Annotated in this window: 27 protein-coding genes and 2 pseudogenes; 21 read left to right on the top strand and 8 right to left on the bottom strand. The window is 74.8% G+C overall.

What is annotated here, in order from left to right; all coding sequences use genetic code 11:
- Nucleotides 1–50 precede the first annotated feature (50 nt).
- The 10 genes and pseudogenes from rpsP (at nucleotide 51) to V6V16_RS14490 (ending at nucleotide 6,023) form a co-directional block, all read left to right on the top strand.
- Nucleotides 51–533: a 30S ribosomal protein S16 gene (gene rpsP, locus V6V16_RS14535; RefSeq protein WP_334562544.1), complete on the top strand. Its 483-nt coding sequence runs from the start codon at nucleotides 51–53 to the stop codon at nucleotides 531–533.
- Nucleotides 508–768 (top strand): RNA-binding protein, encoded by a 261-nt coding sequence (locus V6V16_RS14530; protein ID WP_186718042.1) that lies wholly within the window; start codon nucleotides 508–510, stop codon nucleotides 766–768. The genes rpsP and V6V16_RS14530 overlap by 26 nt, the downstream gene beginning before the upstream one ends.
- A gap of 2 nt (nucleotides 769–770) precedes the next feature.
- Nucleotides 771–1,370: a ribosome maturation factor RimM gene (gene rimM, locus V6V16_RS14525; RefSeq protein WP_334562560.1), complete on the top strand. Its 600-nt coding sequence runs from the start codon at nucleotides 771–773 to the stop codon at nucleotides 1,368–1,370.
- Between the two features lie 20 nt (nucleotides 1,371–1,390).
- The gene (gene trmD / locus V6V16_RS14520) at nucleotides 1,391–2,164 is read left to right on the top strand and encodes a tRNA (guanosine(37)-N1)-methyltransferase TrmD (RefSeq protein WP_334562543.1); all 774 of its coding nucleotides are present in this window, start codon (nucleotides 1,391–1,393) and stop codon (nucleotides 2,162–2,164) included.
- A 144-nt stretch (nucleotides 2,165–2,308) separates the two neighbouring features.
- The gene (rplS, locus tag V6V16_RS14515; RefSeq protein WP_210836847.1) at nucleotides 2,309–2,665 is read left to right on the top strand and encodes a 50S ribosomal protein L19; all 357 of its coding nucleotides are present in this window, start codon (nucleotides 2,309–2,311) and stop codon (nucleotides 2,663–2,665) included.
- Between the two features lie 184 nt (nucleotides 2,666–2,849).
- Nucleotides 2,850–3,724 (top strand): annotated as a pseudogene (lepB, locus tag V6V16_RS14510) (signal peptidase I).
- Nucleotides 3,725–3,733: 9 nt separating this feature from the next.
- Nucleotides 3,734–4,354, top strand: coding sequence for a signal peptidase I (gene lepB, locus V6V16_RS14505; protein ID WP_334562542.1), 621 nt, complete (start codon nucleotides 3,734–3,736; stop codon nucleotides 4,352–4,354).
- Between the two features lie 48 nt (nucleotides 4,355–4,402).
- Nucleotides 4,403–4,897: an NUDIX hydrolase gene (locus tag V6V16_RS14500; protein ID WP_334562541.1), complete on the top strand. Its 495-nt coding sequence runs from the start codon at nucleotides 4,403–4,405 to the stop codon at nucleotides 4,895–4,897.
- A complete protein-coding gene (locus tag V6V16_RS14495) occupies nucleotides 4,891–5,703 on the top strand; it encodes a ribonuclease HII (protein WP_334562540.1) in 813 nt (270 codons plus the stop codon). The genes V6V16_RS14500 and V6V16_RS14495 overlap by 7 nt, the downstream gene beginning before the upstream one ends.
- Nucleotides 5,700–6,023: a DUF2469 domain-containing protein gene (locus V6V16_RS14490; RefSeq protein ID WP_007075222.1), complete on the top strand. Its 324-nt coding sequence runs from the start codon at nucleotides 5,700–5,702 to the stop codon at nucleotides 6,021–6,023. The genes V6V16_RS14495 and V6V16_RS14490 overlap by 4 nt, the downstream gene beginning before the upstream one ends.
- 80 nt (nucleotides 6,024–6,103) lie before the next feature.
- Here the strand turns inward: V6V16_RS14490 and V6V16_RS14485 are convergent, their stop codons facing one another.
- Together V6V16_RS14485 and V6V16_RS14480 are read right to left on the bottom strand one after the other, a co-directional pair.
- Entirely contained in the window at nucleotides 6,104–7,210 is a 1,107-nt protein-coding gene (locus V6V16_RS14485) for a sulfite oxidase (protein ID WP_334562539.1), read from the bottom strand.
- A gap of 140 nt (nucleotides 7,211–7,350) precedes the next feature.
- Nucleotides 7,351–7,980 (bottom strand): SAM-dependent methyltransferase, encoded by a 630-nt coding sequence (locus tag V6V16_RS14480; RefSeq protein WP_334562538.1) that lies wholly within the window; start codon nucleotides 7,978–7,980, stop codon nucleotides 7,351–7,353.
- 156 nt (nucleotides 7,981–8,136) lie between these two features.
- Here V6V16_RS14480 and V6V16_RS14475 point away from each other — a divergent pair.
- Nucleotides 8,137–8,790 (top strand): annotated as a pseudogene (locus tag V6V16_RS14475) (murein hydrolase activator EnvC family protein); the annotation flags it as partial.
- Between the two features lie 115 nt (nucleotides 8,791–8,905).
- Here the strand turns inward: V6V16_RS14475 and V6V16_RS14470 are convergent.
- On the bottom strand, nucleotides 8,906–10,087 hold the full coding sequence (locus tag V6V16_RS14470) for an aminotransferase class V-fold PLP-dependent enzyme (protein WP_334562537.1): 1,182 nt from the start codon (nucleotides 10,085–10,087) through the stop codon (nucleotides 8,906–8,908).
- A gap of 146 nt (nucleotides 10,088–10,233) precedes the next feature.
- Between V6V16_RS14470 and V6V16_RS14465 the strand changes: the two genes are divergently transcribed.
- A complete protein-coding gene (locus tag V6V16_RS14465; protein WP_334562536.1) occupies nucleotides 10,234–10,818 on the top strand; it encodes a GNAT family N-acetyltransferase in 585 nt (194 codons plus the stop codon).
- A 271-nt stretch (nucleotides 10,819–11,089) separates the two neighbouring features.
- On the opposite strand, the gene V6V16_RS14460 is transcribed toward V6V16_RS14465, so the two are convergent.
- Complete coding sequence (locus V6V16_RS14460) at nucleotides 11,090–12,256, bottom strand: tyrosine recombinase XerC (protein WP_334562559.1); 1,167 nt, start codon at nucleotides 12,254–12,256, stop codon at nucleotides 11,090–11,092.
- A 515-nt stretch (nucleotides 12,257–12,771) separates the two neighbouring features.
- On the opposite strand from V6V16_RS14460, the gene V6V16_RS14455 reads away from it, so the two are divergent.
- Nucleotides 12,772–13,107, top strand: coding sequence for a hypothetical protein (locus V6V16_RS14455; protein ID WP_334562535.1), 336 nt, complete (start codon nucleotides 12,772–12,774; stop codon nucleotides 13,105–13,107).
- Between the two features lie 6 nt (nucleotides 13,108–13,113).
- Here the strand turns inward: V6V16_RS14455 and V6V16_RS14450 are convergent, their stop codons facing one another.
- From V6V16_RS14450 to V6V16_RS14440, 3 genes are read right to left on the bottom strand one after another with little or no spacing between them, the layout of a single operon-like run.
- Nucleotides 13,114–14,409 (bottom strand): DNA-processing protein DprA, encoded by a 1,296-nt coding sequence (locus V6V16_RS14450; protein ID WP_442934087.1) that lies wholly within the window; start codon nucleotides 14,407–14,409, stop codon nucleotides 13,114–13,116.
- Nucleotides 14,319–15,839: a YifB family Mg chelatase-like AAA ATPase gene (locus tag V6V16_RS14445; RefSeq protein WP_334562533.1), complete on the bottom strand. Its 1,521-nt coding sequence runs from the start codon at nucleotides 15,837–15,839 to the stop codon at nucleotides 14,319–14,321. The genes V6V16_RS14450 and V6V16_RS14445 overlap by 91 nt, the downstream gene beginning before the upstream one ends.
- Nucleotides 15,840–15,893: 54 nt before the next feature.
- The gene (locus V6V16_RS14440) at nucleotides 15,894–16,253 is read right to left on the bottom strand and encodes a YraN family protein (RefSeq protein ID WP_334562532.1); all 360 of its coding nucleotides are present in this window, start codon (nucleotides 16,251–16,253) and stop codon (nucleotides 15,894–15,896) included.
- A gap of 243 nt (nucleotides 16,254–16,496) precedes the next feature.
- On the opposite strand from V6V16_RS14440, the gene V6V16_RS14435 reads away from it, so the two are divergent.
- From V6V16_RS14435 to V6V16_RS14400, 8 genes are all read left to right on the top strand, one after another.
- Nucleotides 16,497–17,774 carry a hypothetical protein gene (locus tag V6V16_RS14435; RefSeq protein ID WP_334562531.1) on the top strand — a complete coding sequence of 426 codons (1,278 nt, stop codon included), beginning with the start codon at nucleotides 16,497–16,499 and terminating at the stop codon, nucleotides 17,772–17,774.
- A gap of 406 nt (nucleotides 17,775–18,180) precedes the next feature.
- Nucleotides 18,181–19,113 carry a 30S ribosomal protein S2 gene (rpsB, locus tag V6V16_RS14430; protein WP_334562530.1) on the top strand — a complete coding sequence of 311 codons (933 nt, stop codon included), beginning with the start codon at nucleotides 18,181–18,183 and terminating at the stop codon, nucleotides 19,111–19,113.
- Between the two features lie 130 nt (nucleotides 19,114–19,243).
- The gene (gene tsf, locus V6V16_RS14425) at nucleotides 19,244–20,074 is read left to right on the top strand and encodes a translation elongation factor Ts (RefSeq protein ID WP_334562529.1); all 831 of its coding nucleotides are present in this window, start codon (nucleotides 19,244–19,246) and stop codon (nucleotides 20,072–20,074) included.
- Nucleotides 20,075–20,235: 161 nt separating this feature from the next.
- Entirely contained in the window at nucleotides 20,236–21,003 is a 768-nt protein-coding gene (gene pyrH, locus V6V16_RS14420; protein WP_334562528.1) for a UMP kinase, read from the top strand.
- Between the two features lie 78 nt (nucleotides 21,004–21,081).
- Nucleotides 21,082–21,639 carry a ribosome recycling factor gene (gene frr / locus V6V16_RS14415; RefSeq protein ID WP_334562527.1) on the top strand — a complete coding sequence of 186 codons (558 nt, stop codon included), beginning with the start codon at nucleotides 21,082–21,084 and terminating at the stop codon, nucleotides 21,637–21,639.
- Nucleotides 21,640–21,932: 293 nt separating this feature from the next.
- Complete coding sequence (locus tag V6V16_RS14410; protein ID WP_334562526.1) at nucleotides 21,933–23,120, top strand: phosphatidate cytidylyltransferase; 1,188 nt, start codon at nucleotides 21,933–21,935, stop codon at nucleotides 23,118–23,120.
- Nucleotides 23,121–23,224: 104 nt separating this feature from the next.
- Nucleotides 23,225–24,376, top strand: coding sequence for a 23S rRNA (adenine(2503)-C(2))-methyltransferase RlmN (gene rlmN, locus V6V16_RS14405; RefSeq protein WP_334562525.1), 1,152 nt, complete (start codon nucleotides 23,225–23,227; stop codon nucleotides 24,374–24,376).
- 31 nt (nucleotides 24,377–24,407) lie between these two features.
- Nucleotides 24,408–25,757, top strand: coding sequence for a DivIVA domain-containing protein (locus V6V16_RS14400; protein WP_334562524.1), 1,350 nt, complete (start codon nucleotides 24,408–24,410; stop codon nucleotides 25,755–25,757).
- A 99-nt stretch (nucleotides 25,758–25,856) separates the two neighbouring features.
- Here the strand turns inward: V6V16_RS14400 and V6V16_RS14395 are convergent, their stop codons facing one another.
- Nucleotides 25,857–26,078, bottom strand: a complete 222-nt coding sequence (locus tag V6V16_RS14395; RefSeq protein ID WP_334562523.1) for a DUF2631 domain-containing protein — start codon at nucleotides 26,076–26,078, stop codon at nucleotides 25,857–25,859.
- Nucleotides 26,079–26,132 lie beyond the last annotated feature (54 nt).

Here is a 26,132-nt window from a genome sequence, read left to right as displayed (position 1 = left end):
GTGCACCGCCCGTACCGGGCCGGTGAAATCGCAACAGGAGCGAAACAACTGTGGCCGTAAAGATCCGGCTCCTGCGGATGGGCAAGATCCGCAACCCGCAGTACCGCATCGTCGTCGCCGACTCGCGCACCAAGCGTGACGGCCGGGCGATCGAGTTCGTCGGGGTCTACCAGCCGAAGGAGGACCCTTCGGTGATCGAGGTCAAGTCGGAGCGGGTCCAGTACTGGCTGTCCGTCGGCGCCCAGCCGAGCGAGGCGGTGCAGCGGCTGCTGGAGCTGACCGGTGACTGGCAGAAGTTCAAGGGCCTGCCGGCCCCGCCGCCGCTGAAGGTCGCGGCGGAGCGGGTCGACCGCACCGCGGCGTACGAGGCCGAGGCGAAGGCCGCCGCCGGGCTGGCCGAGACGCCGGCCAAGCCGGCCAAGAAGGCCGCCAAGGCCGAGGCGCCGAAGACCGAGGCTCCGGCCGAGGCGCCGAAGACCGAGGCTCCGGCCGAGGCCCCGGCCGCCGCTGCCGACGCCGGTGAGCAGGCCTGACATGCCTCTGCGTCCGGCGTTGGAGCACCTGGTCAAGGGCATCGTCGACCACCCCGATGACGTACGCGTCCGGCTGGTCGACTCCCGTCGGGGCAAGCGGCTGGAAGTCCGCGTGCACCCGGAGGACCTCGGCACGGTGATCGGGCGGTCCGGCCGGACCGCCAAGGCACTGCGCCAGGTGATCGGCTCCATCGGCGGGCGCGGCGTGCGCGTCGACATCGTCGACTCGTACTGATGCTGCTCATCGTCGGCAGGATCGGCAAGCCGCACGGCATCCGCGGTGAGGTCACCGTGGAGGTGCGGACCGACGAACCCGAAGCACGGTTCGCCCCGGGCATGGCGCTGCGCACCATGCCCGGGGCGGCGCCCGCGCCCGGTGGTCGCGCGCCGCGCACCGAGCCGGGGGCTGCGCCGTCGCCGCAGCCCGCGCCGGAGGGCGGCGAGCCGTTCCGGGTGCCCGCCGAACTGGTCGTGGAGTCCGCCCGTTGGCACCAGGGGCGGATGCTGGTCGCGTTCGAGGGCATCCTGGACCGGGACGTCGCCGAGGCGCTGCGCGGCACGCTGGTCGCCGTCGACAGCGCGGACGTCGCGCCGCCGGAGGACCCGGAGGAGTTCCACGACCACCAGCTCGTCGGGCTGGCCGTGGTGACCCCCGACGGCGAACGGCTGGGCGAGGTGGCCCGGATCGACCACGCCCCCGCCTCCGACATGCTGGTGCTGCACCGGCCCGAGGGTCGCACCGCGCTCATCCCGTTCGTCAAGGCGATCGTCCCCGAGGTAGACCTCGCCGGCGGTCGCGTCGTCGTCGACCCGCCGGCCGGTCTGCTCGATCTGTAGAACCGCTGGAGCAGCCCCGCATGCGCGTCGACATCGTGTCGATCTTCCCGGAGTACTTCGCCCCGCTCGACCTGTCGCTGATCGGCAGGGCGCGGGCGAACGGCACGCTGCGGCTGGCCGTACACGACCTGCGGACCTGGACCCACGACGTGCACCGCACGGTCGACGACACGCCGTACGGCGGCGGGCCTGGCATGGTGATGCGGCCGGAGCCGTGGGGCGAGGCGCTCGACGCCCTCGCCCCGGCGGAGGTGACCCCGCCGCGGCTGGTGGTGCCGGCCCCGACCGGCGCGCCGCTGACCCAGGCGACGGCGCACGAGCTGGCCGCCGAGCCGCACCTGCTCTTCGCCTGCGGCCGGTACGAGGGCATCGACCAGCGGGTGCTCGACCACGCCGCCACCCGGATGCCCGTCACCGAGGTCTCCCTCGGCGACTACGTCCTGTTCGGCGGGGAGGTGGCCGTGCTGGTGATCCTGGAGGCGGTCACCCGGTTGCTGCCCGGGGTGCTCGGCAACGCGGGCTCGCTCGCCGAGGAGTCGCACGCCGACGGGCTGCTGGAGGCGCCCATGTACACGAAGCCGGCCACCTGGCGCGGGCTGGAGGTGCCGGAGGTGCTCCGCTCCGGCGACCACGGCAGGATCGCCCGCTGGCGGCGCGACGAGGCGCTGACCCGGACGGCGGCGCGCCGCCCCGACATGCTCGCCGGGCTCGACCCGCGGCGGCTGGACAAGCGGGACGCGGCCGCGTTGGACCGGGCCGGATTTCAGCTGCCGGCGGGGGATGTGGCAAAGTAGGGGGGTTGCCGCAACCGGCCGCGCCGCGGACGGCTGCGAGGATCCCCGACCGGGGTCGGATGACACCGACCGCCACCCGGGGATCAGAATCACCCACCCGCGCACCGACTGACGGTGCGCCGTGAGCCTCACGAGGACGCAGCGATGAACATCCTGGACGCCCTTGACGCCCAGTCGAAGCGGACCGACCTGCCCGACTTCCGTGCCGGTGACACCGTGAAGGTGCACGCCCGGGTCGTCGAGGGCAACCGGTCCCGTGTCCAGATCTTCCAGGGCGTCGTGATCCGCCGCCAGGGTGACGGTCTGCGCGAGACCTTCTCGGTCCGCAAGATCAGCTTCGGTGTCGGCGTCGAGCGCACCTACCCGATCAACAGCCCGGGCATCGACCGGATCGAGGTCGTGACCCGCGGTGACGTCCGCCGGGCCAAGCTCTACTACCTGCGCGAGCTGCGCGGCAAGAAGGCCAAGATCAAGGAGAAGCGCGAGAAGCAGCCCAGCTGACCTCACGCTCGCCACGCCGCCCGAGCTGCGCGTATGCCGTACCGACCGGACCGCACTACCCTGGTCGGTACGGGCGCAGCAGGGCGACGTCCCGCCGGCACGGCGGAGCGACGTCCACTACCGCCCGGGGAGCCTCGACGGGGTTCCCGGGCGGTAGTGTCATTTCTGCTGACCGGAGAGTGGCGTGGTGCAGACGCTTGACGAGGACGGCGCCGTCGACCCCTGGCGCCGCCGGGCCCGCCGTCCGCGCCGCCAGATGCCGCTCTGGCAGGAGCTGCCGCTGCTGCTGGTCGTCGCGTTCTGCCTCGCGGTGCTGATCCGCACCTTCCTGCTCCAGGCCTTCTTCATCCCCTCCGGCTCGATGGAGGACACCCTCCTCGTCGGCGACCGGGTCCTGGTGAACAAGGTCGTCTACGACGTACGCGACCCGGTGCGCGGCGAGGTGGTCGTCTTCCGGGGCACCGACCGCTGGGCGCCCCAGGTCGCCGAGGGACCGGAGCCCGGCTTCGCCGGGAAGCTGAGTCGCACGGTCGGCGACCTTGTCGGCGTCAGCCGCCCCGGCGAGAAGGACTTCATCAAGCGGGTCATCGGCCTGCCCGGCGACCGGGTGAAGTGCTGCGACCCCGAGGGGCGGGTGCTGGTCAACGGCACGCCGCTCGACGAGTCGTCGTACGTCCTGCGGGACTCCCCGCTGGACATCCCGCCCAACCCCCGCGAGTGCCGGTCGCGGCGTTTCGAGGAGGTCGTCGTCCCGCCCGGGCAGATCTTCGTGATGGGCGACCACCGCATGGTCTCGCAGGACGCCCGCTGCCAGGGACCGGTGCCGATCGAGAACGTGGTGGGTCGGGCCTTCACGGTGGTCTGGCCGTCGTCGCGGTGGAGCGCCCTCTCGGTGCCGGCCACCTTCGACGACGTGGCCGATTCGCCGGCCGCCTCCACCGGCGCCCCGCCCCCGGTCCGCTCCACGCCGGGGGGCGGTGTGGTGGTGTTCGTCCCGATCGCGGCGGCGCTCGCCGTTCTCGCGCGTTCCGGACGGTGGCGTCCGGTCGGGCAACGTAGGCTCTTGCCGTGATTGACGAGCAGACCGACAAGCCGCGCAGTTCCTTCTGGAAGGAGCTGCCCATCCTCCTGGGTGTGGCGATCCTGGTCGCGGTGCTGGTGCGGGCCTTCGTGCTGCAGACCTTCTTCATCCCCTCGCCGTCGATGGAGAACACGCTCCAGATCGACGATCGGGTGCTGGTCAACAAGTTGGTCTACGACTTCCGGTCCCCGCGCCGCGGCGAGGTGATCGTCTTCAAGGCGCCCCTGCAGTGGAGCAGCAATCCCGACGGCGAGGACTTCATCAAGCGGGTCATCGGCGTGGGGGGCGACCACGTGGTCTGCTGCGACCCGCAGGAGCGGCTGGTGATCAACGGCAAGTCGCTCGACGAGCCCTACATCTACCCCGGGGACAAGACCGCCGAGGAGTTCGACATCACCGTCCCGAAGGGTCGGCTCTGGGTGATGGGCGACCACCGCGAGGCGTCGGGCGACTCGCTGGAGCACTGGCAGCAGACCGGGCAGGACATCACCGCCGCCACCATTCCCGAGGGCGAGGTCGTCGGCCGGGCCTTCACCGTCTTCTGGCCCTTCGGCCGGGCCACCTGGCTGAGCGTTCCGGAGCAGTACGAGGGCATCCCCGCGCCGTAGGGGCCGCCGGGCGTGGGCGTTGTCGGCGGCGTCTGGCAGTCTGGTGCGGTGACCGTCTACACCCCCCGGCGTGCGGCGCGCGTCCTGCTCGTCGACGCGGCGGGCCGGCTGCTGCTCTTCAGCGGCTCCGACCCGGCCCGCCCCGAGCACGGCCGCTGGTGGTTCACCCCCGGCGGCGGCCTGGACGCGGGGGAGACCTACGCCGAGTGCGCCGCGCGCGAGCTGGCCGAGGAGACCGGGTTGCGGCTGCCGGTCGCGGCGTTCGGCGCGCCGGTGCACCGCGACGTGACGCGGTTCCCCTTCGACGGCGTCTGGTACCGGCAGGAGCAGGAGTTCTTCCTGGTGCGGGTCACGAGCCACGAGGTCGACACCGGCGGCTTCAGCGCGATCGAGCGGGCCAGCGTCGCCGAGCACCGGTGGTGGGCGCCGGACGAACTGGCCGGCACGGGGGAGCGCTACTACCCGCCGGAGCTGCCGGCGGTGCTGGCCCGGGCGCTGGCCGCGTCGGCCGTGCCGGTGGCCGGGGAGGGCGCGGCGTGCTGACCCCACCGCGCACCGTGGTGCGCCGCGAGGGCGGGCTCTACGCGCTGGAGCGCGCGTTGCAGCGGCGCGGCTTCCGGCACGTCGCCGGGGCCGACGAGGCGGGTCGGGGCGCCTGCGCCGGCCCGCTGGTCGCCGCCGCCGCGATCCTCCCGGAGGGGCGCCGCGGCGAGATCGACGGGCTGGCCGACTCCAAGCTGCTCACCCCCGCCACCCGGGAGCGGATCCACGACGAGGTGGTGGCCCGCGCCCTGGCGTACGCGGTGGTGGTCATCCCGGCCGAGGAGGTCGACGAGCGGGGCCTGCACGTGTGCAACCTGGCCGCGATGCGGCGCGCGCTGGCGTCGCTGACGACCCGCCCCGACTACGTGCTGACCGACGGCTTCGGGGTGGACGGCCTCGACGTGCCGGGGCTGGCGGTGTGGAAGGGCGACCGGGTCGCCGCCTGCGTCGCGGCGGCGAGCGTGCTCGCCAAGGTCACCCGGGACCGGATCATGGTCGAGCTGGACGGGGCGTTCCCGGGCTACGGGTTCGCCGAGCACAAGGGTTACATCACGGCGGAACACAGCGCGGCGCTGCGGGAGCGGGGGCCGTGCCGGGAGCACCGGTTCTCGTATGTCAACGTGGCGACGGTGTCCGGCCGCGACGGTGCGCCACCCCGGGCGCGTCGGCCGTCGGAGGCGAGGCGGGACGAGCCGATGGAGCGCTCCTGCCCGCCAGGGGGTACCGTCGGCGTGGCGTTGGGCGTGCAGCCTCAGCCTCCGGCGTCGGTGGGGGAAGATGTGGTCATGGAAGGCGGAGTGCGATGAGCGCGGAAGATCTCGAGAAGTACGAGACCGAGATGGAGCTGCAGCTCTACCGGGAGTACCGCGACATTGTCCGCCAGTTCTCTTACGTGGTGGAGACGGAACGTCGCTTCTACCTGGCCAACCAGGTCGACCTGCACGTGCGCAACTCCGACGGCGAGGTCTACTTCGAGGTCGAGATGCACGACGCCTGGGTGTGGGACATGTACCGTCCGGCGCGGTTCGTGAAGAACGTCCGGGTGATGACCTTCAAGGATGTCAACGTCGAGGAGTTGGAGAAGCCCGACATCTCGCTGCCCGCCGACTCGGGCTTCGGCGGCTGACCCACCGCTCCGCCGCGCACCGGCCGTCCGGCCTCCGTCGCGCCCCCCATCGCGACCACGCCGCCGCCCGGCCGCCCGCCTCAGTCGGGCAGCACCACGACGTCGACCCGCTGCACGAGGTTGTTGGCGAAGCCGCCCCGGTTCCACGGCTGCTCGACGGGCTGGGTGCGGCCGGAGGCGTCGGTGGCGCGGGCGCCGAGGACGTACCGCCCCGGCTGCGCCGTCCACTCGTGGCGCCAGCGGCGCCAGGCGAACTCGCCACCGGTCGGCTCGTCCAGGATGGCCGGTAGCCAACTGGCCCCGCCGTCGGTGGTCATCTCCACGGAGACGACCGGGGCGTGGCCGGACCAGGCGCGACCGTCCAGCGTGCACGGTCCGGGGTGCAGTACGCGGGTGCGGGTCATGAAGTCGGGGAAGCCGGGCGGCCGGACCAGCGCCCGTGGCTCGATCCGGGTCACCGGCACCCCGGGGTCGTCCGCGTCCTGCCGCAGCCGGTAGGCCACCGCGTTCTGGTAGCCGTCGAACGCCTCCGTGCGTACGTCGATCGAGCGCAGCCACTTGACGTGTGCCATGCCGTACCAGCCCGGCACGATCAGCCGCAGCGGGGCGCCGTGCTGCGGCAGCAGCGGGGCGCCGTTCATCTCGTACGCCAGCAGCAGCTCCTCGCGCAGCGCGTCGGCGATCGGCAGCGCCCGCTGGTAGTCCTGCTCGACGCCGCGTTCCACGCCGTGGTCGGCGCCGGTGAACACCACGTCCACGGCGTCGGCGGCGATCCCCGCCTCGCGCAGCAGCGGCGCCAGCGGGGTGCCGGTCCACTCCGCGTTGCCGACGGCCTCGACCAGCCACGGCTGGCTGACCGGCCGCGGGTGCAGCAGGGCCCGCCCGTTGCCCGCGCACTCCATCGTCACCCGTCGGGTGACCCGGGGCCGTTCGCGCAGCGCGGCGAGGTCGAAGGCCAGCGGCCGCCGCACCGCGCCGGACACGCTCAGCGCGTGGGTGGCCGCGTCGAGGTCCGGGATGTCGTAGTGGATGAGCAGGTAGTGCAGGCCGGCCGGGGTCACGTCGTAGCGCAGCGCCTCCAGCGGGATGCCGTGGTTGCGGGCGGCGAGCCGCAGCTCCTCGGCGGTGATCCCCTCGTCCGGCGCGGCCAGTCGCGAGGGCCCGCTGACGTCGTCCACCGTGGTCATCCTGGCCTCCCCGGGCGCGGCGGCGGCTCCGCCGTACGTCCGCTCCAGCCTAGGGCCTCCCCCTCGGGCCGGACCTGCCGCCGTCGAGCCGGGTCCCGCGCGCCCCGACGTGCCGGTCCCTCGCGCACGCCCCGTCGCCCTCAGTCGACGAACGTGAACATCGTCGCCCCGGGTGGCAGGGGGCGCGGAACGCCCAGGAAGCGGTGTGCCCCCACGCCGACGCCGTCGGCCGGGCTGCTGACCGCGACCTCGGCGAAGCCCTCCTCCGCGAACCAGCCCCGGATCGCCGGCACCAGGTCGGGGTCGCGCCGGTGCCGGGTCCAGAGCACGGTGCCGCCGGTCGCGCAGAGCGCCGCGCAGTGCCGCACCGTGGCGCGGACGTCCGCCTCGCTGATGTTGCCGAACACCCCGCAGACCAGCACCACCTCGGCCGGAACCAGATCGGCGTACGCGTCGGTGCGCGCCGCGTCGCCGGTCACCACCTCCACGGCGGCCAGGCCCGCCGCGCGGGCGGCCCTCCGGGCCACCTCCGCGTTGCGCGGATCCCACTCCACCAACCGGGCCGTCACGTCGTCGCGGCGGGGGTGGGCCGCCAGCTCGGGGATGAGGTCGCGCCCCTGGCCGGCGCAGAGGCTGACAGCACGCAGGGGACCGGGCGGGGCCGCGTCGAGCGCCTCGCGGACCCGCAGCCGCACCTCCGCGAGCCGGCGGGACAGCGCTGAACCCGCCTCGTCGTAGTCCCCGTGCCAGGCGTACCAGTCCCGCGTCACCCGTCGCAGCGTAGTGGCCACCGGGGTCCCCGGTGTCCGTCGGCGCGCACAGCAGACCGGCGGGCCCCGCGGGCGCCCGTCCACAGGAGAGCCTTCGTCCACAGGCGAGGGTGGCGGGGGTGGCGGCGGCGTACCCGCGCCGAGCAGGCTGCGCCCATGCGTCCTGCCGCCCGTACCGCCGCCGCGCTCTGCGCCGCCCTGCTCGCTCTCGGGCCCGCTGCTCCCGTCCCCCGACCGGTGTCGGCGGCGACGCGGCCGCTCGTCGCGGTGGCGTCGCCCGGGGTCGCTTCGCCCGGGCTCGCGCGGTTCGGCGCCGCGCCAACCGGGAGTGTGCCGGCCGGGAGTGTGCCGGCCGGGACCGCGTCGCGCGGTGCCGGTCAGCCGGCGGCGGCCGGGGTGGCGCGGTTCCGGTGGCCGCTCGACGGCGTTCCGCTGCTGGTGCGCCGCTTCGATCCGCCGCCGCGGCCGTGGCTGCCCGGCCACCGCGGGGTCGACCTGGCCGCCGCACCGGGCGCGACCGTGCGTGCCGCCGGGGCCGGCACGGTGCTCTTCGCCGGCACGGTCGCCGGCCGTCCGGTCGTCACCGTCGGGCACGCCGACGGCCTGCGGAGCACCCACGAGCCGGTGTCGCCGGCGGTCCGCCCCGGCGACCGACTGGCCGCGGGCGCACCGTTGGGGGCCCTGCTCGCGGGGCACCCGGGCTGCCCCCGTCCCGCCTGCCTGCACTGGGGGCTGCGGCGCGGCGCGGCCTACCTGGACCCGTTGGCGCTGCTCGGCCTCGGGCCGGTGCGGCTGCTGCCGCCCGACGGCGTCGACCTGGAGCCGATCGCCCTGCCGAGCGCCCGAGGTGGTTCGCCCGCCCCTCGGCGACTCCGGGAAGCGCGGCGCCGGGTCGGGAGCCGGGAAAGGTGCCCTGCCCGGCGTCTCAGCGCTGCGCCAGCAGCGGGGGCAGCCGCACCGAGAGCCGCTCGTACTCGTCGGGGGTGTTGTAGACCTGGGCGCAGAGCCGCAGCCAGCCCCGCCCGTCCCAGGCCATGACCGCGACCTCGGCGGCGAGCCGCTCGGCGATCCGTTGCCGTAGCGCCCGCGCGGCGTCGAGGCTGGTCGCCACGCCCGGCGGCAGCGGGACGATCCGCATGGCGACCCCGGGCCCGCCGGGGTCGGGCAGGTCGACGGGGGCCACCCCGAGCGCGTCCCCCAGCACCCGCTGGCCGTACGCCACCAGCGCGGCGTTGTGTCCGCGTACCCGGTCGGTGCCGAGGCCGCGCAGCGTGTACAGACCCACCGGCGAGGCCAGCCAGCCGGTGTAGTCCTGTGTCGCCGCCCACTCGACCCGGCCGGGGAACCCGGACTCCTGCTCCCAGGAGACGACGAGCGGCTCGATCCGCTCCCGCCATGGCGGGGCGACCACCAGCACGGCGGTGCCGCGTGGCGCGTACGCCCACTTGTGCAGGTTGCCCACCCAGAAGTCGGCGCCGATGGAAGCCACGGTCGTCGGGAGCATGCCCGGGGCGTGCGCGGCGTCCACGAGGACGGGGATGCCGAGTTCCCGGGCCACGCCGACGATCGCGGCGACGGGGAGGAGCCGGGCGGTGGCGGAGGTGAGCTGGTCCACGACCAGCAGCCGGGTCCGGCCGGGGCGCAGCCCGGCGCGGACGAGCTGGACCACGTCCTCGTCGGTGGCCGCCAACGGGACCGGCAGTGCCCGGGTGACCGCCCCGGTGCGCCGGCACTCCCGGGCGATGGAGAGGCCCACCGCGCCGTAGCCGTGGTCGGTGGTGAGCACCTCCTCGCCGGGGCGCAGGCCGAGTGACTGGAGCACCACCGCCACGCCGGTGGTGGCGTTCGGGACCAGGGCGGTGCCGTCCGGGTCGGCGCCCAGGAAGCCGGCCAGGTGGCGGCGGGTGTGGGTGATCCGGTCGACCAGGCCCTGCGTGAAGAAGCGCAGCGGATTGGACTCCATCTCGTCGCGCAGCCGTTGCTGGGCGCGCTGCACGACGATCGGTACCGCGCCGAACGAGCCGTGGTTCAGGTGGCTGACCGCCGGGTCGAGTGAGAAGAGCAGGCGGGCTGCCGCGATCGGCTCTGGCGGCTGCGGGACGCTCACCCCATGATCGTAGCGACCGGTCGATGCCCCGTACCCGTCGCGACGGGTACGGACCGGCGGGCCCTCCCCGTGACGGGGGCCCTGGGGCGCGCCGTCGCCGGGTGTCGCGCCGTCCGATCGTGCTCGATCCCGGAGAATCGCTGGTCATGGACGTCGAACTGCGCTGGCCCACCGCCGCCGACCGGCAACTGCGCGCCGACGTGCACCGGGTGCTGCACGCGGTGGCCGAGCGGGGTGGCGCGACCGGGTACGCGCCCCCGCCGGGCCGCGCCGAAACCGACGCCTGGCTGGACACGGCGCTCGGCCTGGTCGAGGCGGGCGACGCCGCGCTGGTCCTCGCCGTGCTCGACGCCCGGGTGGTGGGCACCGGGATGTGGCGGCGCGGCCCCAAGCCGGTCTTCACGCACTACGCCGATCTGGAGAAGGTCAGTGCGCATCCCGCCGCCCGTGGCCACGGAATCGGCCGGCTCGTCACCGGCGCGCTGGTCGATGACGCCCGCAAAGCCGGAATCGAGACCCTCGCGCTGGCCGTACGCGGCAACGACCACGGCGCCGTCGAGCTCTACGAGCGCCTCGGCTTCCGCGAGTGGGGTCGGCTGCCGAACGTCGTCGAGGTGGGCGACGAGCGCTACGACGACGTGCGAATGTGCCTGGAACTCGGGCGGCAGCCGCAGGTCGTGCTCCGGGGCTCGGGCGCGGACGGTCCGGGCTCGTCGCCGCGCCGGGGCTGAACGCAGGGCGTCGGTGTCGGGGCCGACGGCCGGGTGGTCCGGGGCGGTGCGTTCCGGGCCGGGTGGTCCGGGGGCCGGTGCGTTCTCGCCCGGGTGGGTCCGGGGGCGGTGCGTTCCCGGCCCGGTGGTCCGGAGGCGGTGTGCTTCCGGCCGGGCGTTCGCTCCCGGCCGGCTCCGGGGGGAGTTGTGACAGCCGGAGATCGCCCGGGCGGCGGCCGGGGATCGCCCGGGCGGCGGCCGGGGATCGCCCGGGCGGCGGCCGGCGGCGGGGTCAGGCGCGCGGGTGGGCCTGGCGGTAGGCGGCGCGGAGGCGCTCCACCGAGACGTGCGTGTAGATCTGGGTGCTGGCCAGGGAGGAGTGCCCGAGTAGTTCCTGCACCGCCCGCAGGTCCGCGCCGCCCTCCAGCAGGTGGGTCGCCGCCGAGTGCCGCAGCCCGTGCGGGCTGATCGGGGGCAGGCCGGCGGCCTCGGCGTATCCGCCGACGATCCGTCGGGCCGTCGTCGGGTTGAGCCGTCCGCCGCGCGCGCCGAGCAGCAGCGCCTCACGCGAGTGCGGGGCGGCCAGCACCGGTCGCCCGTGGCGTAGCCACTCGTCGAGTGCCCGCTGCGCCGGCACCCCGTACGGCACGGCGCGTTCCCGGCCGCCCTTGCCGAGCACGCGTACGACCCGTCGCGCGTGGTCGACGTCGGCGACGTCGAGGCCGCATGCCTCGCTGATCCGCACCCCCGTGCCGTATAGCAGCTCCAGCAGCGCGCGGTCCCGCAGCAGCACCGCGGCGGCCTCGTCCGGCGCCTGGGGAGGCTGCTCCGGCGCTCCCGGGGAGTTCGCTCGGGAATCGTCCTCCGTGGGTGACCTGGGCGTGGCCCCGGCCGGTGCGGCCCGTCGGGCACCGTCCTCGCCGGGTGGGGAGGCGGCCTCGACGGGTGGGTCGGTTCGCGGGGCGGCCCCGGTCGGTGCGGTCGGTCGGGCGTCGCCCTCGACCGGTGGCGGGGCCTCGTCCGGGGCGTGCCGGCCCGGCGCCTCCACCAGGGCCGCCGCCTGGTCGGCGCGGAGCACGGTCGGCAGGTCGCGGTGGGCGCGTGGGCTGGAGAGGGCGCCGGCCACGTCGGCGGGGAGCAGGCCGCAGCGGTGCGCCCACGCGCTGAACGTCCGCGCCGAAGCCGCCCGCCGGGCGAGCGACGTCCGTGCGGCACCCATCGTCCGCTGCTTCGCCAGCCAACTGCGCAGCACGGTGAGGTCCAGCTCCGCCAGTTCGGCGCAGCCCATCCGGTGGGCATGATCCAAGAGCGACACCACGTCGCCGACGTACGCGCGAACCGTGTGTGCCGACCGGTTGCGCACTCCGGCCAGGTGGCCGGCGAAGTCGTCCACCGCCTCGCGCATCTCCGACGGGAGCGCCGCATGGGTCGAGCGGGTGCCGTTCGACTCCCGACTCATCGCGACTCCCTCGCTCCCCACCACGGTCGCGTGCGGCTCCCCGAACCCCTGCCACCGGGCGGCCGACGAGCGGACCGGGCGGCTCGCGGTCTCGGCGGCGGCGGACGGCGGGTCCTCGGGCCGCACGGCACCAGCCTACGGCCGACCGGTGGCACCGGCGGGCCGCCGGGCTCGTGGGCGACCGGCCCAGGGCCACCGGCGGGCCGCCGGGCCTCTGGACGACCGGCCGAGGGGCGACCGGCCCAGGGGCGACCGGTGGCGTCGGCGGGCCTACCGGGGTCTGCCGGCCGGCCGGGACGGTGGCGACCCGCGGGCGGTGTGTCCCGGGCGTCGGCCGTAGGCGACGACGACGCCCGCCCGGGCCCCGGATCGCTGGTGCAGGTGTGCGTTGTTCCGGCATGTGCGCGGGTGATGGCTTGCGGCCACCGTGGCGAGCAGACTGGTGGTACCGGCGGGGGTCGGCTCCGGTCGTGCTCGCTCGGCGACGGACCGGGCTCGACGAAGGGGGACCGGGCATGGGGGTTGACGTCGTCCTCTACCGGGCGGTGGCGTCGGGCTCCGGCGGGCGCCGGGTGGTGCCGGCCGAGGTGCTGCCCGATCCCGACGAGGTCCTGCTGGGTCTCGTCGGCCGGGTCCGCGGCACCGGGCGCACCCCGCTACTCGACCGGGTGGACCCGGTCGGGGAGCTGGTGGTGTCGGCCGGCCAGGCGCCGCAGCTCCTCGCCGAGCTGCGCTGCCTCGCCGAGGTGGCCCGGTCGACGCCGGAGATGACACACGTGCGCCGGCTGGACCGGTTGGCTCGGCGCTGCCGACAGGACCGTGAGATGGAGATCCGCTTCGAGGGCGACTGACCGGGTTCATGGTGCACCCGGGGGCGCCGGGCGCGGGGCGGGCGCGCTCGCGGTGGCCGACGGCGTGAGGGCGTACCCGTCGTCGCGACGGGTCACCAGGGCCAACTCCTCCAGCATCGACAGCTTGCGCAACGCGGTACGGACAGGCACGCCGGCGCGCGCGGCGAGGACGTCCGCGCCGACCGCGCCCCGGCGCGGCATCGCCTCGACGACGGCCCGGGCGTCGTCGTCGAGCAGGTCGGCCGGCCGCTGCGGGCCGCGGGGCACGGGCGCAAGGTCGCCGATCCGCCCGACCTCCTCCAGCACCTGCGCTACCCCGGTGACGAGCCGGGCGTGTGGGTGCTCCCGCAGCGTCTCGTGGGCGCCGACGGACATCGCCGAGGTGACGGGGCCGGGCACCACCATGCCGGGCCTGCGCAGGGCGAGCGCCCGATGGGTGGTCTGCGTGGCGCCGCTGCGCGCGGCGGCCTCCACCAGCACGGTGCCGACGGTGCCCGCAGCGATCACCCGGTTGCGGATGAGGAACCGGGGTCGAAGCGGATCCGCCCCGGGCATCCACTCGCTGACCAGCAGCCCGGTGTCGGCGATCCGGTCGAACAGCGCCGCGTTCCCCATCGGGTACGGGCGGTCCACGCCGCAGGCGAGCACGGCCACGGTGACGCCGCCGGCGTTGAGCGCGCCCCGGTGGGCGGCGGCGTCGATGCCGAAGGCGCCGCCCGAGACGACGGTCCAGCCCCGGTCGGCCAGCCCGTAGCCGAGTTCCGTGGCGACGTGGGTGCCGTACCCGGTGGCCGCCCGGGCACCGACGACCGCGACGGAGCGGTCGAACGCCTCCCCGAGCGGCCAGGAGCCGCGCACCCAGAAGCAGAGCGGAGGAGCGGTCTCGACGTCGACGCGTCGGTAGGCGTCGGGCAGCCGGAGCCGGCGCAGGTCCTCGACCCGGACGGGCCACTCGTCGTCGCCGGGGACGACGATCCGGGCGCCGAGCCGGTCCGAGCGGACCAGCGCCTCCGCCGCCACGGCCCTGGCGTCGCCGGCCGCGCGACGGGCCGCGACGGTGTTGCGCAGCGTCTCCTCCGGCGCGCCCCCGTCGAGCAGCAGGTCGAGCGCCGCCACCGGGCCGAGCCGGTCGACCAGCCGGTGCACCGAGCGGGTGCCCGGCTCGGTGAGCCAGGTCAGCGCCACCCGGGCCAGTGTCTCCTCGTCGGTGCTCACGTCGCATCCCCCGTCCTCAGTTGGATGGCCTCCCGGACGTCCTCCCGGTCCGGGCGGTCCCGACCGTCCAGGTCCGCGATCGTCCAGGCGAGCCGGATGGTGCGGTCGAAGCCGCGGGCCGACAGCGACCCCGAGTCGAGCCGGGCCCGCAGCTCGGCGGTGTCCGGCCCGGGCAGCCGCCAGGGTGGGCGGCGCAGGTGAGGGCCGGGTATCTCGGCGTTGAGCCGGAGGCCGAGCGCCGTCCAGCGCGCGGACGCCGCCCGGCGGGCCGCCGCCACCCGCGCGGCGACGGTGACGGAGGCCTCGCTCTCGACGGTGGTCTCCATCAGCTCGGCGGCCCGGAGGGGCGGCAGCTTCACCTGCACGTCGATCCGGTCCAGCAACGGCCCGGAGAGCCGACTGAGGTAGCGCCGGCGGGCCTGCGGCGGGCACTCGCAGTACGCGTCCCCGGCCGGCCGGGCGCACGGGCACGGATTGGCCGCCAGCACCAGTTGCGTACGGGCCGGGTACTCGGCGCCGCCTCCGCTACGGACCAACCGGACCCGGCCGTTCTCCAGCGGCTGGCGCAGCGCCTCCAGCGCGCCCCTGCTGAACTCGGGCGCCTCGTCGAGGAAGAGCACTCCCCGGTGGGCGAGGGAGATCGCGCCGGGACGGGCCAGCCCCGAACCCCCGCCGACCAGCGACGGCACCGTCGCCGTGTGGTGCGGTGCCTGGAACGGCGGGCGGCGCAGCAGCCGGCCGCCCGGCGCAAGCAGCCCGGCGATCGAGTGCAGTGCGGTGACCTCCAGCGCGGCCTCGTCGTCCAGCTCCGGCAGGATCGACGGGAGGCGTTCGGCGAGCATGGTCTTGCCGGCACCCGGCGGCCCGACCAGCGCCAGATGGTGCCCGCCGGCCGCGGCCACCTCCAGCGCCCTGCGGCCCAGCCCCTGCCCGGCGACGTCGGCCAGGTCGGGCCCGCCGCCGCCCGGCGGTGGGTCGTCCGACTCCGGTTCGATCAGGGGGGAGCCGTCGCGAACGAAGCTGACCAGCCGGTGCAGCGTGTCGACCGCCCGGACGCGGACCCCGGGGACGACCGCCGCCTCGGCGGCGTTGCCCGCCGGGACGATGACCTTGCCGACGCCGGCCCGGGCGGCCGCGGCGACCATCGGCAGCACGCCGCGCACCGGCCGGACGGTGCCGTCGAGGCCCAGCTCGCCCAGCACCACGACGTGTTCCAGCGGCAGCAGCGGCAGCTCCCCGGAGCCGCCGAGCAGGGCCGCCGCGATCGCCAGATCGAACGCGGAGCCGAACTTGGGCAGGTCGGCCGGGAGCAGGTTGAGGGTGATCCGCCGGTTGGGCCACCGCTGACCGGAGTTGACCACGGCCGCGCGGACCCGGTCCCGCGCCTCGTGCAGGGCGGTGTCGGGCAGCCCCGAGATGACCACCGCCGGCAGGCCCGCGGCCAGGTCGGCCTCCACCTCCACCAGGTGCCCGGTGACGCCGACCAGGCCCACGCAGAGCACCTTGGCGTAGCTCACGGCGTCACCGCCGAGCCCTCGGCGCGGGACCGCGCCCCGTCGCGCCGACCCATCTCAGAACGCGCCCTTGAGGTGCTCGACCCGGGCGGGGCCGGCGCCGGTGAGGAGTACCGAGATGACGTCGAAGCGCACCTCGTCGGCGGTGGTGCCGGTGTCGGCGAGCCATCGGGCGGCGAGGCCGCGCAACCGACGGGCCTTGGTGGGCACGACCGCCTCGGCCGGGGGACCGAAGCCGTCCGTGCGGCGGGTCTTCACCTCGCAGAAGGCGAGCACCGGCCCGTCCCAGGCGATGATGTCGATCTCTCCCGCCCGGCAGCGCCAGTTCCGGGCGACGGGGCGCAGGCCCGCCCCGATCAGGTGCCGGACCGCGCAGCGCTCGCCGTACGCGCCGACCGCCTGGTTCCGTTTCGTCATGTCCGGCACGGTGCCCGACCGGGACGGCGTCTCGCCGTCCCGGCCCCGCCGTCCTGTGGACGGCGGAGCCACTGTGGACGGGCGGACGATCATGCCCGGACCGTGTTAGGCGGATCGCCGGCGGCGTACCCGGGCGGTGCCGCACCGTCACCCCTCGTGCGATCGCGGTGACCCGGGCGACCGGGGCGTGGTCGCCGCCGGGGGCGAATGGCGTCCGCCGAGTCGGTCGCATACGGTGCCGGCGTGGACGGACGACGGAACTTTGGCGAAGATCAGGAGTCGCGCTGGCACGCCGACCGGGACCGCGACCGCGACCGGGAGCGCGGCTACGGGGAGGCGGAGTGGCGCGGCCCGGCCGAGGCCCGGTACCGGGACGGCGACCTGAACACCCCCGAGCAGCGCCGTCCCGCGGAGGACGACCGCTACGGCGAGCTCGCGGCGATCCCGCGCGGTGAACGGGGACGCTTCGGCGCGTCGACGGAGCCGGACTCGGGGCGCTTCCGCGCGGTCGAGCCGGACTCGGGGCGCTTCGGCGCGGTCGAGCCCGGCTCCGGCGGCCTCGGCGCCGGGGACGTCGAGCGGGGTCGCTTCGCCAGCCCGGAGGACTCCGGCCGCTTCGCGGTCACCGCCTCCGACCCCGGCCGCTTCGCCAGCCCCGAGGACCCCGCCCGCTTCGCCGGCGCCGAGACCTCCGGCCGCTTCGCCGGCGCCGAGTCGGAGTCGGCGAGGTACGGCGAGGGCGACCCGGGGCGTTTCGGCGCTGCCCCGTCGTACGGGGAGAGCCGGGCGGAGACCGAGGGATACCGGACGAGCCGCTCGCGACGGGCCGAGGCCGACCCGGACGTCTCCGGGGAGCTGCCCGCCGACCGCCCCGGCCGGCGTGCCGCCCGGGAGTCGAGGGAGGCCCGCGACGCGGTGTCGACGTCGGCGGCCGACGCCCTGGCCGGCGCGGGTCCCGTCGAGCGGTCGACGGAGCCGGCCCGCCCGGCCCCGCTGGGCGGTTATCCGATCGTCGGACCCAACCGGCCGGCCGAGGCCGCCGCCGACCCGGCGCCGGCACCGGTCGTCGAGCCCGCCCGGGCGGCGGGGATGCCGCACCCGCTGGACGTGCCGACCGGGCCGATGCCGCCGATCGCGCCCCGCGCCGACCTTCCGCCCGGCGAGCTGCCGGCGTACCCGTCGGTGGTCGTCCCGCACCCGGGCGGGCCCGGCGGCGACGGGGTGTACCGCACCCGACGGCCGGCGCTGGCCGCGCTCTTCACCCTGTTGGTGCTGGTCTTCGAGGTGCCGGCGTTCCGGGTGCTGCTGAGCGGCGTGACCGGCGACCCGGTCCCGGCGGCCGACGTCGTGGTGGGGATCTTCCTGGTGTGCGGCCTGCCGATCTTCGCGATCGGCCTCTACGGGCTGCGCACCGGCGGGCTCTCGCTGGCGGAGGGGAGCCGGGGCTGGCTGCGTCCGCCGACGGCCTACCTGACCGTCGGCCTGGTGCTCTTCCTGGCGGCCGCCCTCGCGGTCGGCTGAGCCCTCCGCCCTCCGCCCTGCCGCGGGCCGGCCCGCGGCAGGGCGGGCTCTCGCGGACGCGGCGCGGGCTCTCGCGGACGCGGCGGGCTCTCGCCGACGTGGCGCTGGCCGAGCGTACCGGGCGTGCCCGCTCGGTGGCCGGGGATGAGCGGAGGCGGGCGCCCGAAATGGGGGATTCGGCCCCTTCTCGCACCCGCGGCGTCGGCGGCGGGGGAGGGGCGTACACTGGTCGACTGGCGACCGCCTCGCGCGGTCGACCTCGCGCGCCCTCTCCACGAGTCGTCGTGGGGCGACGGTCTCCCTGGTCCCGATCTTGGTCGGGCCCGCCATGGCCGCCGACCGGGCGCCAGGACGCCCGGCCGCCTGGCCGGGCGGGACAACCAGGGACCACGAGGAGTACCCCACCATGGCCGTCGTGACCATGCGTCAGCTGCTGGAGAGCGGTGTCCACTTCGGGCACCAGACCCGGCGCTGGAACCCGAAGATGAAGCGCTTCATCTTCACCGAGCGCAACGGTATCTACATCATCGACCTGCGCCAGACCCTCGACTACATCGAGAAGGCCTTCGAGTTCGTGCGCGGGACCGTCGCCGAGGGTGGCAGCATCCTCTTCGTCGGCACCAAGAAGCAGGCCCAGGAGGCCATCGCCGAGCAGGCGACCCGGGTCGGCCAGCCGTACGTCAACCACCGCTGGCTCGGTGGCATGCTGACCAACTTCCAGACGGTCTACAAGCGGCTGCAGCGGATGAAGGAGCTGGAGGCCCTGGGTGACCTGAGCGGCACCGCCGCCGGCTACACCAAGAAGGAGACCCTGCAGCTCTCCCGCGAGAAGATCAAGCTGACCCGTACCCTCGGCGGTCTGCGGGACATGCAGAAGCTCCCGGCCGCGATCTGGGTGGTCGACACCAAGAAGGAGCACATCGCCGTCGACGAGGCCCGCAAGCTGGGCATCCCGGTGATCGCGGTGCTCGACACCAACTGCGACCCCGACGAGGTCGACTTCCCGATCCCGGGCAACGACGACGCGATCCGCTCGGCCGAGCTGCTGACCCGGGTCGTGGCCGCCGCCGTCGCCGACGGCCTGATCGCCCGTTCCGGCCGTCGTCGGGGCACCGACGAGAAGCCGGAGCCGGGCGTGGCCTCGGACGAGCCGCTGGCCGAGTGGGAGCGCGAGCTGCTCGAGGAGCCGAAGAAGGCCGACGAGCCCGCCCAGTCGACCGAGCAGGCCCAGCCCGCCCAGCCGACCGAGCAGGCCCAGCCCGCCCAGCCGGCCGAGCAGGCTCAGTCCACCGAGCCGGCCCAGCCGACCGAGCAGCCGGCGGTCGCCGCCGCGGAGTGACCGCGTCGCCGCTTCCCCGCCGTTCGTTCTGTCGGACGGCGGGGAGCGGCGGGTACGCCGGGCCCGCGCCCGGACCCGGGTAACGGAAACAGGACCAACCACCCGCAGTCTCAATACCGAAGAGAGAGCCATGTCCAACTTCACCGCCGCGGACGTCAAGAAGCTCCGCGACCTCACCGGCGCCGGCATGATGGACTGCAAGAAGGCGTTGACCGAGGCCGAGGGCGACTTCGACAAGGCCGTCGAGATCCTGCGCGTCAAGGGCGCCAAGGACGTCGGCAAGCGGGCCGGCCGTACGGCCGCCAACGGTCTGATCGCCCACTCCGGCCAGGCGCTGCTCGAGCTCAACTGCGAGACGGACTTCGTCGCCAAGACCGACGCCTTCATCGAGCTGGCCCAGCGGCTGGTCGAGCACGGCGAGCGCAGCGGCGTCGGCACCGCCGAGGAGCTGCTCGCCACCGAGCTGGACGGCAAGACCGTCGCCGACGTGGTGCAGGAGCAGTCCGCCAAGATCGGCGAGAAGCTCGTCCTCAACCGGTTCGCCAAGCTCGACGGCACCACCGCCGTCTACCTGCACCGCAAGAGCCAGGACCTGCCCCCGGCGGTCGGCGTGCTGGTGCAGTACGCCGGTAAGGCCGGCGACGAGGCGTCCGACTCGGACGCCCGTGGCGTCGCGATGCAGATCGCCGCGATGCGGCCGAAGTACCTCACCCGTGACGAGGTGCCGGCCGACGTCGTCGAGTCCGAGCGGCGCATCGCCGAGCAGACCGCCCGCGAGGAGAACAAGCCCGAGGCTGCCCTGCCGAAGATCGTCGAGGGCCGGGTGAACGCGTTCTTCAAGGACTACGTCCTGCTCGAGCAGGCGTCGGTCGCCGACAACAAGAAGACGGTGAAGCAGCTGCTGGCCGAGGCCGGCATCGAGGTCACCGGCTTCGTGCGGTTCGAGGTCGGCCAGGCCTGAGCCGCCCCGGGGCGCCTGGCGCGCCCACGGGCAGGGAACGTCGACGAGGAGGCCGCCGGTGTACGTGACAGGCACCGCGGCCTCCTCGTCACATAGGGTCGGCTACGGCAGTTTCGCGGGTACGGGCGTACGGGGCGTACGCATGGGGAAGGACGGGGTGGATGACGCAGGTTGTGGATGACCGGAGTCTGGCGGCGGACGATCCGACGGCGCCGCCCCCCGGCCGGGCCCGCCGGGTGGTGCTGAAGCTCTCCGGCGAGGTGTTCGGCGGGGGCGCGATCGGCGTGGACCCGGACGTCGTGCAGGCCATCGCCCGACAGATCGCCACCGTCGTGCGCCGCGGCGTGCAGGTGTCGGTGGTGGTCGGCGGCGGCAACTTCTTCCGGGGCGCCGAGCTGCAGAAGCGTGGCATGGACCGGGCCCGGGCGGACTACATGGGCATGCTCGGCACCGTGATGAACTGCCTCGCTCTGCAGGACTTCCTGGAGAAGGAGGGCATCGAGACGCGCGTGCAGAGCGCGATCACGATGGCCCAGGTCGCCGAGCCGTACATCCCGCTGCGCGCCATCCGGCACCTGGAGAAGGGGCGCGTGGTGATCTTCGGCGCGGGCGCCGGCATGCCGTACTTCTCCACCGACACGGTGGCCGCCCAGCGGGCCCTGGAGATCCGCGCCGACGTGGTGCTGATGAGCAAGAACGGCGTGGACGGCGTCTACACCGCCGATCCGCGGGTCGACCCGACCGCGAGCAAGTTCGACTCGATCACCTTCTCCGAGGTGCTGCGGCGTAACCTTCGGGTCGCCGACGCCGCCGCGTTCAGCCTGTGCATGGAGAACGGCCTGCCGATGCTGGTCTTCGGTGCGCAGGGCGACGACACCATCATCCGGGCCGTGGGTGGCGACAAGATCGGCACCCTGATCACCGCCTGAGCGGTCGCACGACCCGACCTCAGCGGTCCCTCCGAGACGACAAGCCCACGACGAGCACAGAAGGAGGCGAGGAGACCGGTGATCGACGACACCCTCCTCGAGGCCGAGGAAAAGATGGAGCGTGCCATCGAGCACGCCAAGGAGGAGTTCGGCGCGATCCGCACCGGTCGCGCCAACGCCGCAATGTTCTCGAAGATCAGCATCGACTACTACGGCAGCCCCACGCCGCTGCCCCAGATGGCCTCCATCGGGGTTCCGGAGCCGCGCATGGTGATCATCAAGCCGTACGACAACTCGCAGATCAACGCCATGGAGAAGGCGATCCGCGACTCCGACCTCGGCGTGAACCCGAACAACGAGGGCAACCAGCTGCGCATCCTGCTCCCGCAGATGACCGAGGAACGCCGCCGGGAAATGATCAAGGTTGCCCGGCACAAGGGTGAGGAGGCCAAGGTGGCCATCCGCAACATCCGCCGCAAGGGCAAGGAGGAGCTGGACCGGCTCGTCAAGGACGGCGAGGTCGGCGAGGACGAGGGCCGGCGCGCCGAGAAGGAACTCGACGACCTGACCCAGCGCTTCGCCGCCGCCGTGGACGACCTGGTCAAGCACAAGGAGAACGAACTCCTCGAGGTGTGAGCCGCACGCCGGCATCGACCGGCGACGACGGCATCGTGGCACCGGTACCCGCCGCCCGCTCCCGGACGGCGGGGACCGGTGCCGTCGTCGTCCGGAGGCGGGCGCGGGGCCGGTCCGACGTGCGGGAGCGGTGGGTGCAGTAGGCTCGGCAGGATTCCCGGCCACCCTGGGGTGAACGGTGGGAATCGGCCGGCCGTCGGGCGGGTCGACCGGACGGAACAGTCGCGCGGTAGGGGAATGGTTGTGGTTGTGCGTCATCTGGTGGATCTCGTACCGGTCCCGCTCGGTGCGTGATGGCCCACCTCGATCCCCACGGCAGCGCCGAGCCCCGCGGCTGGGACCGCCCCGACGCCTCCGCGCCCGCCCTGCCCTGGCCTGAGCCCGAGATCGAGCCCGGCCCGTGGCGCCGCGGTGCCGCCGTGGCCCCTGAGACGTACGCCGAGGCACCGGAACACCCTCTGGCGTACGCCGACGCGGCGGGCGGCGGTCCGGCCTCGCCGAACGGCCACCACGACCGTCCCGACGACTCCGAGTACGCGACCGCGCAGTTCGCGCCCGTGCGGGACGTGGAACCGGAGTCGGAGCCCGCGCCGCCCCCGGGCCGGCGGCAGCGCGGCCGGCGCCGGGCCGGGCTGGACCGGCCACCGACCCAGCAGCCCGTCCCGAGCCGGGCCGGGCGCAACCTGCCCGCCGCCATCGCCGTCGGCGTGGGCCTCGGCGCCCTGATCGTGGTGCCACTCTTCTTCTACCGGTCGGCGTTCCTGGTGGTGGTGGCCGGGGCGGTCGGCATCGGCATCTGGGAGATGACCCGCGCGGTACGGCGCAGCGGCGCGCACCCACCGCTGGTGCCGCTGGCCGCCGGCGGGGTGCTCACGGTCGGGCTGGCCTGGTTCGCCGGCCCCGACGCGCTGAGCCTCGGCCTGCTGGTCACGGTGCTGGGCACGATGGTCTGGCGGCTCGGCGACGGTCCGGGCGGCTTCCAACGGGACCTGACGGCCGCCACCCTCATCGCCGTGTACGTGCCGTTCCTCGGCGGGTTCGCCGCGCTGCTGGCGGCGGTGCCGCAGGACGGCCACCTGCGGGTGCTGGTGACCCTGGCCGCGGTCGTCCTCTCCGACACCGGCGGGTACGCGGCCGGCGTGAACTTCGGCAAGCACCCGATGGCCCCCTCTGTGAGCCCGAAGAAGTCCTGGGAGGGCTTCGCCGGCTCGGTCGCCGCCGCGGCGCTGGGCAGCGCGTTGCTGCTCTGGCTGCTCCTCGACGTGGCCCCGTGGTGGGGCGCGCTCTTCGGGGTGGCACTCTCCGTCGCCGCCGTCCTCGGCGACCTGGCCGAATCGATGATCAAGCGGGATCTCGGGGTCAAGGACATGAGCAATCTGCTCCCCGGGCACGGCGGTCTGATGGACCGGCTCGACTCGATCCTCTTCGCGCTGCCGACCGCGTACCTGCTCCTGGCGGTCTTCGTCCCGGTGCTGGAGTGAGTCGTGAATCACCCGTCGTCAGCGGTCCCGCCCGGGCGGCGGGGGGCGATTCGGCACCTCCGGACGGGTGTGTCGGCAGTCCGGCGTGACAGACTGGACGCGCCATGACGAGCCTGCCCCTGATCCCCGCAGACCCCGACGCCCCCGGGCGGCGGCCCGCGATGCCTCCCCGTCACCTCGCCGACCTCGACCTCGCCGGGCGCCGCGCCCTGGTCACCGAGCTGGGGGAGCCGGCGTTCCGCGCCAAGCAGGTCTCCACCCACTACTTCGGTCGCCTCGTGCGCGACCCGGGACAGATGACCGACCTGCCGGCCGCCACGCGGGAGAAGCTCGCCGACCGGCTCCTGCCCCGGCTGCTCACCCCGGTCCGCGAGCTGGCCTGCGACGACGGCGCCACCCGCAAGGCGCTCTGGCGGCTGCACGACGGCTCCCTCGTGGAGAGCGTCCTGATGGGCTACCCGGACCGGATCACGGTCTGCATCTCCAGCCAGGCCGGCTGCGGCATGGCGTGCCCGTTCTGCGCCACCGGCCAGGCCGGGCTGACCCGTAACCTCTCCACCGCCGAGATCGTGGACCAGGCGGTCTACCTGGCCGGCGTGGCCGCCTCCGGCGCGGTGGCGGGCTCGCCGCCGCGCCTGTCGCACGTGGTCTTCATGGGCATGGGCGAGCCGTTGGCCAACTACTCCCGGGTGATCGGGGCGATCCGGCGGCTGGTCGCGCCGGCGCCCGAGGGGCTCGGCCTGTCCCAGCGCCACATCACGGTCTCCACGGTCGGGCTGGTCCCGGCCATGCGGCGACTGGCCAGCGAAGACCTCTCGGTGACCCTTGCGTTGTCGCTGCACGCCCCCGATGATGAGCTGCGCGACGAACTCGTGCCGGTCAACCAGCGCTGGAAGGTGTCCGAGGTGCTGGACGCGGCGTGGGACTACGCGGCCCGGACGGGTCGTCGCGTGTCGATCGAGTACGCGATGATCAAGGACGTGAACGACCAGCCGTGGAGAGCCGATCTGCTCGGGCGGCTGCTCGCCGGGAAGCTGGCCCACGTGAATCTCATTCCGCTCAATCCCACTCCGGGCAGCCGCTGGGACGCCAGCCCGAAGCCGGTCGAGCGCGAGTTCGTCCGGCGGCTGCGCGAGGCCGGGGTGTCGACCACGGTGCGGGACACCCGGGGTCGCGAGATCGACGGAGCGTGTGGGCAGCTCGCCGCCGCCGAGGACAGTGACAGCGACACCGACCGGGCCGGGGAGAAGGCGTGACCGGGCGTAGCGAACGAGACCAGGAGACATAGTGGCGAGTCAGGGTCAGCGTTTCCGGCGTAAGGCGCTCCGCCGGGGATACAAGGTCGACGAGGTCGACGCGTTCCTGGACCGGGTCGAGGCCACGCTCGACGGTCAGCCGGTCGGCGCCCCCGTCGCCTCCCAGGAGGTCCACGACGTCGTCTTCCGGGTCCGCTTCAACGGCTACGACGAGTGGCAGGTCGACCTGCACCTGGATCGGGTCGAGCGGCAGCTGGCCGAGCTGGAGGAGCGCGGCGGCGCGGGTGGCCGAGGCGGCGATCCCCGCGACGCCGACCGCCTGGGCCCGCCCGACCGGATGGGCCCGCCCGTGCGCGACGAGCGCGGCATGTCGCCCGTGCCGCAGCCGATGCCGCCCCGGCCGATGCCGGCGCAGGCCGGCCCGCCCGCCGACCGCTACGGCCGCTACGACGAGCCCACCGGCGCCTTCACCGGCGGGTACGACGCCCCCCGGGGCGGTTACGAGCCGCCCCGCGGCCCCGGCGGTCCCGGCCCGATGGGACCGGGCGGCCCGGTCGGGCACGGCGCCCCGCCGCCGCGTGGCCTGCCCGCGGGCCCGGGCGGCTACGGTGACGGCCCTGGCGGCTACGGTGACGGCCCCGGCTATGGTGACGGCCCCGGCGGCTACGGCGACGGTCCCGGCCGGCACGGCGACTACGGCGACGGCCCGGGCATGTACGGCGACGGTCCGGGCGGTCCCGGCGGTCCCGCCCGCCCCGGTGGCCCGGGAGGCCCCGGCGCCCCCGCCCGCCCCGGTGGCCCAGGTGGTCCCGGCGGCTACGGCGACGGGCCGGGCAGGTACGGCGACGCTCCCGACGGATACGGCGACGAGCCGCGTTTCGACGGTTTCGAGGCCGGTCGGCGTGCCCGTGCCGACATGACCGCCGAGATCCGGATGCCCGAGCGGGAACTGCGTGAGCTGCGCCGCGGCCCGGCCGGGCCGCCCCCTCAGCCGCAGCAGGGCTTCGGCGGCCCGCCGAACGCGGGCCCGCCGGTGACCGGTCCGCCCCCGATGGCGGGCCCGCCGATGGCCGGTCCGCCGATGGCCGGTCCGCCGCCGATGGTCGGTCCGCCGATGGCGGGTCCGCCCGGCAGCGACCTCTACCGCGTCGACCAGATCCGCCGCAGCTTCCAGGTGCGCCGGTTCGGCAGCGGTTACGACCCCGACCAGGTCGACCGGTTCTTCGACACCCTGCTGGGCGGCATGCAGGGACGCAACCCGATGCCGGTGAATCCGAAGGACCTGGACACGCTGCGCTTCGCGCTGGTGCCCGGCGGCTACTTCGAGGCCGAGGTCGACGCCGCGCTCAAGGACGTGCAGGACATCCTGTTCGGGCGCTGACCCGCGAACGGCGAGGGCCCGCTCCCCGATCGGGGGCGGGCCCTCGTGCGTTCGCCGCCGGCGCGCGGACCGGTGCGACGCCGGCCGGCCCGGGAGCGGTCAGGACCGCAGGCCGTTGCGCCGCAGCACGGTGTCGCCGATGACGATGACCAGCAGCAGTACGGCCAGGCCGACCAGCCAGATGTTCTCGACCCTGCCCTCGTGGTTGCCGCAGAGCATCGCCAGCAGGGCCAGCGCGGAGACCACCGCGCCGATCCGCCCGGACTTGCGGTGCCCGGGCCTGTGCTGGTCTGGCGACGTTACCGGCTCGCTTCCTGCCACTGTCGGTCCTTCCCTCGCGATCGGATCTCCGGTTAGTCTGGCACGCCCCGTGCC

The organism is Micromonospora sp. CPCC 205561, assembly GCF_036906775.1.
GTDB lineage: Bacteria > Actinomycetota > Actinomycetes > Mycobacteriales > Micromonosporaceae > Micromonospora.
This window is presented reverse-complemented; position numbering and strand designations above follow the sequence as displayed.